Origin of the sequence: Accumulibacter sp., from assembly GCF_036625275.1 — a bacterium.
Taxonomy (GTDB): Bacteria; Pseudomonadota; Gammaproteobacteria; order Burkholderiales; family Rhodocyclaceae; genus Accumulibacter.
Window position 1 is genome coordinate 1 of the sequence record NZ_JAZKUD010000145.1, and the last position, 5,587, is coordinate 5,587.

The 5,587-nt window shown below is 61.2% G+C and carries 5 protein-coding genes; 1 reads left to right on the plus strand and 4 read right to left on the minus strand.

Going from position 1 to position 5,587, the window contains the following annotated elements; all coding sequences use genetic code 11:
- The 3 genes from V5B39_RS21410 to V5B39_RS21420 form a co-directional block, all read right to left on the minus strand.
- A partial coding sequence (locus tag V5B39_RS21410) for an arginyltransferase (RefSeq protein WP_332344849.1) occupies positions 1 to 742 on the minus strand: 742 nt, incomplete at its 3' end.
- Between the two features lie 4 nt (positions 743 to 746).
- Positions 747 to 1,454, minus strand: coding sequence for a leucyl/phenylalanyl-tRNA--protein transferase (gene aat, locus V5B39_RS21415; RefSeq protein WP_332344850.1), 708 nt, complete (start codon positions 1,452 to 1,454; stop codon positions 747 to 749).
- Entirely contained in the window at positions 1,451 to 2,560 is a 1,110-nt protein-coding gene (locus V5B39_RS21420; protein WP_332344851.1) for an ABC transporter ATP-binding protein, read from the minus strand. Before V5B39_RS21420 ends, aat begins: the two co-directional genes overlap by 4 nt.
- A gap of 223 nt (positions 2,561 to 2,783) precedes the next feature.
- Between V5B39_RS21420 and V5B39_RS21425 the strand changes: the two genes are divergently transcribed.
- Positions 2,784 to 4,418: an ABC transporter permease gene (locus tag V5B39_RS21425; protein WP_332344852.1), complete on the plus strand. Its 1,635-nt coding sequence runs from the start codon at positions 2,784 to 2,786 to the stop codon at positions 4,416 to 4,418.
- Between the two features lie 48 nt (positions 4,419 to 4,466).
- Here the strand turns inward: V5B39_RS21425 and V5B39_RS21430 are convergent, their stop codons facing one another.
- Positions 4,467 to 5,492, minus strand: a complete 1,026-nt coding sequence (locus V5B39_RS21430) for a Fe(3+) ABC transporter substrate-binding protein (RefSeq protein WP_332344853.1) — start codon at positions 5,490 to 5,492, stop codon at positions 4,467 to 4,469.
- Positions 5,493 to 5,587: the final 95 nt, after the last annotated feature.

Here is a 5,587-nt window from a genome sequence, read left to right on the forward strand (position 1 = left end):
GTTCTTCGATTCGCGCTCGCAGATCGACCCACTGCCCATCGAACAGCCCTTCGATCGGTTTGAAGTTTGCCTTGTAAGCCATCTTCCGGCTGTCGCGAATCCAGTAGCCGAGGTAGAGATACGGCAGACTGTTGGCGATACACTGTGCGATCTGCCAGATGATGTTGTAAGTGCCCAGAGCAGCCGGCTGCAGGTCCGGGTCGAAGAAGGTGTATACCGACGACAGGCCGTCGTTCAGGACGTCGAGGATGCTCACCATGCGCAGGACTCCTGCGTCGGTGAACTCGATCAGCCGGGTATCGACGCGACTCTGCAAGAGGAAGTGTGCGTATTGTTCATGGCTGTCCTGATCCATGCCGCCACCCGCGTGCCTGGCCGATTGATAGCGCAGATAGAGCTGATAATGCTCATCGCGAAAGCCGAGCGGCCGCTCGTGTGCCTGCAGACCGGCGTGCATTCTGATGCTGCGGCGCTGGCTGCGGTTTGTCTCGAAGCACTCGACCGGCAGTCGCACAGGAATGCAGGCGTGACAGTTGTCGCACTTCGGCCGGTAGGTGAACACCCCGCTGCGCCGAAAACCGCTGCGGACGAGTTCGCCATAGACCTCAGTGTTGATCAGATGGCCCGGTGTCGCGACCTGCGAACGCGCCCGTTCGCCTGGCAGGTAACTGCAAGGATAGGGCGCCGTGGCATAGAACTGTAACAGCGAAAAGGGCAACTCCGAATCGTTGATTCGAGACACGATCTCAAGTCCAGGCTTGGCTGGCGCCATCGGCCGGCCATCGGCCAGGTTGCCACGCCTGCGCCACCAGCGCCCGCAGGCGGGTCATGAAAACGGCACGCGGTATCTCGTACGCCCCGAGAGAGGCAAGATGCGCCGTATTCATCTGGCAATCCACCATGCCGAATCCCTCTTCTTCAAGGAAACGGGCGAGATGCGCAGCAGCCACCTTGGAGGCGTCGGAGACGTGCGCGAACATGGACTCTCCATAGAACATGCGGCCAATCGCCAGGCCGTACAGACCACCCACGAGCTTTCCTGCCATCCAGGTCTCCACCGAATGAGCGACCCCGAGCTGGAACAGTTGCCAGTAAGCATGCTGCATTTCAGGAGTGATCCAGGTGCCGTTCTGACCGGCACGTGGCACTTCGGCGCAGGCGCGGATCACGGCCGGAAAATCGCTATCCAGCTTCACCTCGAAGCGACCTGAGCGCAAGCTGCGGCGCAGTGAACGCGAGATCCGGAATTCACCCGGAAAAAGCACCATGCGCGGGTCTGGACTCCACCACAGGATGGGCTCACCTTGCGAGTACCAGGGGAAAATACCCCGCTGGTAAGCGTCGAGCAAGCGCTGTGCAGACAGGTCGGCACCGGCACAGAGCAGTCCGTTAGGCTCAGCCAGCGCCCGTTCCAACGGTGGAAAAGGGTGTGTGCGATCGATCCAGGGAATCATCGAGGGGACGGGATGGACGGTACCTTCGCCTGGAAGGTACGGGTTGCGGTCTTGAACGCGACGACATGGTCGACGTCGAGGCGAATGCCGATTTTCTCGCCAATCGCGTGGTTGTGGTGCGATGGAACCAGCGAAAGCACTTCGACTCCGCTGGCCAGGCGCAAGGTGTAGAGAATTTCGGCCCCCCGAAAAGCCTTGTACCGAACTTCCGCCTGTAGTTCACCCAGGTCGTCGTGGATGATGTCGTCGGGACGCAGCAGCACTTCCACACCACAACCCTGACCACAGGCCTGGCATCCCTGACTGCATTCGAGTGGCATTGACGACTGGAGGACGCCCAGTTCGACTTCGACCCTGCACTCGTCGATCACTCTGCCGTTCAGGAAAACGCCCTGGCCGACGAAGTCTGCGACAAAACGGTTCGCTGGCTGGTGGTACAAGCGATAGGGCGTATCCCATTGCTGGAGGGTTCCCTCGGCCATGACGCCGATCTCGTCGGCCATGGCGAAGGCTTCATGCTGGTCATGGGTGACCAGCACCGCCGTAATGTTCTGGCTCTTGAGGATTTCACGCACTTCCAGCGACAGGCGCTCGCGCAGGTCGACGTCCAGATTCGAGAAGGGTTCGTCGAGCAGGATCAGTTGCGGGCGTGGAGCCAGTGCGCGCGCCAGTGCGACACGCTGTTGCTGGCCGCCCGAGAGTTCATGCGGATAATGGTTGCCCTGGCCATTCAGGCCGACGATGGCCAGCAATTCGGCGACCCGGCGTCGGCGCTGGCCGCCGTCGAGACCGGCCAGGCCAAAACCGACGTTGGCTGCAACCGTCAGGTGCGGGAAGAGCGCGTAGTCCTGAAAAACCATGCCGATTTGCCGTTGCTCCGGCGGCAGTTTGTATTCGGGGCTGCTGACGCGGCGGCCCCGCACGCGAATCTCGCCTGCGGCAATGTTCTCAAAGCCGGCGATACAGCGCAGCAGCGTGGTCTTGCCGCAACCCGACGGTCCCAGCAGGCAGGCAATGTGGCCGGTTTCGACGCAAAAGTTCACGCCATTGACGACGGTATGCGATCCGTAACGCTGCACGATGCCGGTCAGTTCGAGATGTGCCATCAGGGTTTGCTCATCAGCAAGCGTCGGTTCATGCGAAAGTCACGTCAGCGACTCACGAATCTCCCTTCGTCCGCAAGCGGGATCGGGTGGAGGAAACGGTCATGACTTTCATGATCGGGAGTTCACAGAATCTGGCCAGGACCGTCAGGGGGATCGATTTTCGGTGGTTTACAGCCAGGAGAAGACGACCTGTCCATTATAATTCTCATTTACGTGAAGAACCATGATCCAGCCGCACCTCAATCCCCTGCTTGTCGTCTCCGCTGTCGTCGCGGCCCTGGTCGGACTACCGGTGGCGAGCGTTCTAACCAACATCCTGAGCGGTGGCACCAATGCCATCTGGTCACATCTGGCAGCGACGGTACTACCGGACTATATGGCCAATACCCTGGTGCTGTGCCTTGCTGTCGCCTTCGGGGTCGTCGTCGTCGGAGTGGCCACAGCCTGGCTGATCGTCATGCATGACTTTCCTGGGCGGCGTGTCTTCGAGTGGGCTCTGGTGCTGCCGATGGCCATGCCGGCTTATGTGCTGGCTTATGTGTATACCGACTTCCTGCAGTTTGTCGGCCCGCTGCAGAGCTTCCTGCGCGAGATCTTCGGGTGGAGCAAGTCGGACTACTGGTTTCCCGAGGTGCGCAGCCTTGCTGGCGCGGTCACCATGTTTGTCTTTGTTCTCTACCCGTATGTCTATCTGCTCACGCGAACGGCTTTCGCCGAGCGCGCCGGCGGTATGCTCGAGGCTTCGCGCAGCCTCGGTTTGGGGCCTTGGCGCAGCTTTTTCCGGCTGTCCTTGCCGCTGGCCAGACCAGCCGTTGCTGCGGGAACAACCCTGGCGCTGATGGAAACCCTCGCCGACTACGGCACGGTTTCCTACTTCGGCGTTCAGACCTTCACTACCGGTATCTATCGTGCCTGGTTCTCGCTCGGCGATCGCATTGCGGCAGCCCAGTTGGCGGCAGCGCTGCTCGCTTTCGTGATCGTGCTGCTGCTGCTCGAACACGCCTCACGTGGTCGTTCGCGTTTTCACGACACCAGCGGACGCCGACGCCCGGTCGCCGGTCAGCGTTTGCCGGGCTGGCGCGGCTGGCTGGCCATGGTGGCCTGCAGCGTGCCCCTGAGCATCGGCTTCCTGCTGCCAGCCTGGCTGCTGCTGCGGCTGGTATTGCCCGAGGTCGATACACGGTTCGGCGCCCATTTCGTCGCGCTGGCACGCAACAGTTTCCTGCTCGCGGGCTTGACGGCAACTATCGCCGTTACCCTGGCAGTGCTGCTCGCCTATGGCGCACGCCTGTCAAACGGGCTGCTGGCACCGGCACTCAATCGCCTGGTCAGTCTGGGCTACGCGGTACCTGGCTCAGTGATCGCCGTGGGCGTACTGATTCCGGTGACACGTCTTGACCACTGGCTGGCCTGGCAATGGCAGAACTGGTTTGGCGACAACCCGGGACTGCTGATCACCGGTGGCATCGCCGCACTGGTCTATGCTTATCTGGTACGCTTCCTGGCGGTCGCCCTGCAGTCGATAGGCACCAGCCTGGCAAAAATCACCGCCAGCATGGACGACGCGTCGCGCAGTCTGGGACTCGGCCAGGCGGCGACGCTGCGGCGGGTGCATCTGCCGATCCTGCGTGGCAGCTTATTCACAGCCGGTCTGCTGGTGTTCGTCGATGTGATGAAGGAGCTGCCGGCAACTTTGGTGATGCGCCCTTTCGATTTCGATACGCTGGCAACACAGGCCTACATACTCGCTTCCGACGAGCGTCTCTCCGAGGCCGCCAGCGTTTCGCTGGCGATTGTTGCGGTCGGCCTGCTGCCACTGATCGCGTTGTCGCGCCAGATTTCGCGCGCGCGCCGCTGAGGCGAGCAACGGCCGGAGGTTCTGAGGGTCGGCCAACCGATCCGGCGATCAGCGATAGCCGGATCGGTCGAAGATCATTTGCGCCTTGGCACGATACATCGCCAGCGAGCCGACCGGCAAGGTATCGGCCCTGAACTTCCCGAGGGCTTCCAGTGCCGGATTGCTCACCTTGACGCCAGCGACCACTGGCCATTCGTTGTTGCCGTCGGCAAAATAGCGTTGCGCCTGGTCACTGGCCAGATACTCCAGGAACTTGACCGCGGCCTCCCGATGCGGCGCATTCTTCAGGATGCCGCCGCCGGAAACATTGACATGGGCACCGCTACCCTTCTGGTCAGGCCAGACGACAACGATCCTGTCCATCGTCCGACGGTCCTCCGGCTTGTCCGAACGCATCAGGCGGGCCAGATAATAGGTGTTGGAGAGGGCCACGGCACATTCACCGGCAGCCACTGCCCGGATCTGATCGGTATCGCCACCTTTGGGCGAGCGAGCAAAGTTGGCAACGACCCCCCTTGCCCACTCCTCGGCTTTCGCTTCACCCTGATGAGCGATGATCGAAGCCATCAACGACAGGTTGTAGGGATGGGAACCCGAGCGCGAGCAGACCTTGCCCTTCAGTCGCGGGTCGGCAAGATCGCTGTAATTCTGCAACTCCTCGGGCTTGACGGCACCTTTGGCGTAGATGATGACGCGCGCGCGGAGGGAAAACGAGAACCAGTCATCGGTACGCAGATGCGCGGGAATGCGGGCTTCGAGCAGCGGCGAGCGCAGCGGTGCAAACAGCCCCATCTCGTGTGCTGCCGCCAGACGCGCGGCATCGACCGTCAACAGGACATCCGCCGGACTGTTGGCACCCTCGTTGCGAATCCGTTCGAGCAACTCGTCTTCCTTGCCCTCGATGCGCTTGATGGTGATTCCGGTCTGCTGTGTAAAGCCGTTGTACAGGGCTTCATCAGTCTGGTAATGACGGGCCGAGTAAAGGTTCAGCACCTTTTCCTGGGCCTGTACATTCACGAGGGGTGCGGCGGCAAGCAACAGGCTGATCAGTGTACGGGAAAGGCGAAGGTTCATGGCTACGGCTCCAGGCGTGTCGATGCGGTTTGATGTCGTCGACCGCATGATAGCCGCTGCCCGTTTTTTTGTAAATGAGAATCGTTGTCAATGTA

Excerpts from the sequence above, each read along its gene's own strand:
- V5B39_RS21420 (WP_332344851.1), bottom strand. The coding sequence starts at position 2,560 with ATGGCACATCTCGAACTGACCGGCATCGTGCAGCGTTACGGATCGCAT.
- aat (WP_332344850.1), bottom strand. The coding sequence starts at position 1,454 with ATGATTCCCTGGATCGATCGCACACACCCTTTTCCACCGTTGGAACGG.
- V5B39_RS21425 (WP_332344852.1), top strand. The coding sequence starts at position 2,784 with ATGATCCAGCCGCACCTCAATCCCCTGCTTGTCGTCTCCGCTGTCGTC.
- V5B39_RS21430 (WP_332344853.1), bottom strand. The coding sequence starts at position 5,492 with ATGAACCTTCGCCTTTCCCGTACACTGATCAGCCTGTTGCTTGCCGCC.